A 1,841-nucleotide genomic window follows, 5' to 3' on the forward strand; every position below is an offset into this window, starting at 1 on the left:
TCGCCCTCGAAGTCGTGGATCGCCGTGCGCACGCTCTCGCCGGCGCGCTTGCCCGGACACACGGCGTCGACCGTGTGTCCCACGGCCTGGAGTGCCTGGAAGGGCACCATGATCTCGTAGTCCTCGCCGAAGTCGCCGACGATCATCAGGATCCTGCGTCCGCTCATGACGGTCTCTCCCTTGCTGCCAGAGGTTATGGGATCACGGTCCGGTATCGGCGGCGGCCGTGTCGCGGTCGCTGCCGCCCCGTGCCGCCGTCAGACTGCGCTTGGTGCGACGCAGCCGTTCCAGCGCCTCGTCGCCGCCGGCGACGGCAAGTCCGGCGGCGAGGACGTCGAGGATGGCGAGGTGGACCAGCCGCGACATCATCGGGGTGTAGAGATCGGTGTCCTCGTCGGCCTCGGCCCCGAGAACGACGCTGCATTGCGCCGCCAGCGGCGAATCCGCGGCGGTGACGCCGATCACCGCGGCGCCGTTGCCCCGTGCCCGGGCCACGCTCTCCACGATGTCACGACTGCGTCCGGTGTGCGATATCGCCACGACCACCGCGTCCGCCGGGACGATGGCCGCGGCCATGCCGTGGACGTGGGGGTCGGTATAGGCCACCACCGGGATACCGAGGCGGAAGAGCTTGTGCTGCGCGTCCGCGGCGACGACGCCGGAGGCGCCCTGGCCGTAGAGCTCGATGCGGCTCGCGCCGGCGAGCAGGGCCACGGCGGCCTCGATGCGTGCGGTGTCGAGGCTGCGGCGTGCCTGCAGCAGGGTCGCCACGGAGCGGTCCATGACCTTTGCGGTCAGGGATGCGATATCGTCGTCCCGCTCGATACCGCTGATCATGCAGGCGTCGCCGCCGGCGGCGTCGCGGGCCAGGGCCAGACGGAACTGCTGGAACCCGCTGTGGCCCAGCGCTCGGCAGAAACGCACGACCGTGGGCTCGCTCACGCCGGCCCGGGCCGCGAGTGCCGCGATTGGCGCCTCGGGCACCGCGCCGGGGTCGGCGAGCACGCATTCCGCGACCTTACGCTCGGAGCGGCGCAGGCCCGGCAGGGCGGCGCGGATCCCGGCGATCACGGAACGGGCCCCGGTGGTGGCGATCTCGTCCGGGTGCGGCGTGCTCATGCGGGTCCTCCCGGCGTGTCCGCCCAGTAGAGCTCCACTGGGCAGTCGGCCTGCCGGGCGACGGCGGCGATGGGCAGCGGCTTCGTGGTGCCGGCATCGGCCAGGGCCTGGTCGAAGACCGCGCGCTTGTCGTGGCCGGTGAAGTACACGATCAGGCGGCGGGTGGCGGCGAGCCGTGCCGCGGACTGGGAGAGCCGGCCCTCGGGGGCGACCGGGGCGGTCACCGCGGCGCAGTCGGCGTCCGGCCCGCCGGGGAACCGTCCGGGGAAGAGCGACGCGGTATGGCCGTCCCCGCCCATGCCCAGGATCACGACGTCGTATGGTCGGGGCAGGCCGGCGAGGCGCTTGCAGCACGAGCGTGTCGCCTGCGCGGCGTCGCCGCCCGGGTCGCCCGCCAGGGGCACGAAACGCGCCGCCCGGGCCGCGCCGGCGAGCAGGTGCGTGTGCACCAGGTGCGCGTTGCTCTGGGGATCGTCCGCCGGCACCCGGCGCTCGTCGGTGAGCGTGACCATCACCGACGACCAGGGCAGCTCGATGCGGGACAGCGCCCGGAACAGGGCGACCGGCGTGCGCCCGCCGGGCACCACCAGTGTGGCGACGCCGCGGGCGGCCACGGCCTCGGTGAGGCTCGCAGCGACGCTCTCCGCCAGCGCGTCGGCGAGGGCGTCGGGGTCCGGGTGCTCGGCAACGCGGACGTCGGGTGTGGGGGCGGTGCGGGAGGG

General features: G+C 74.0%; 2 protein-coding genes and 1 pseudogene. All 3 read right to left on the reverse strand.

Annotation, left to right across the window (positions count from 1 at the left end; all coding sequences use genetic code 11):
* Window positions 1–167: pseudogene (locus tag G7A99_RS18980) on the reverse strand (DJ-1/PfpI family protein); the annotation flags it as partial.
* A 34-nt stretch (window positions 168–201) separates the two neighbouring features.
* A complete protein-coding gene (locus G7A99_RS18985; protein WP_163143124.1) occupies window positions 202–1,119 on the reverse strand; it encodes an SIS domain-containing protein in 918 nt (305 codons plus the stop codon).
* A partial coding sequence (gene pgl / locus G7A99_RS18990) for a 6-phosphogluconolactonase (protein WP_205599932.1) occupies window positions 1,116–1,841 on the reverse strand: 726 nt, incomplete at its 5' end. The genes G7A99_RS18985 and pgl, both read right to left, overlap by 4 nt.

The sequence above is a fragment of the Arhodomonas sp. KWT genome (assembly GCF_010993615.1).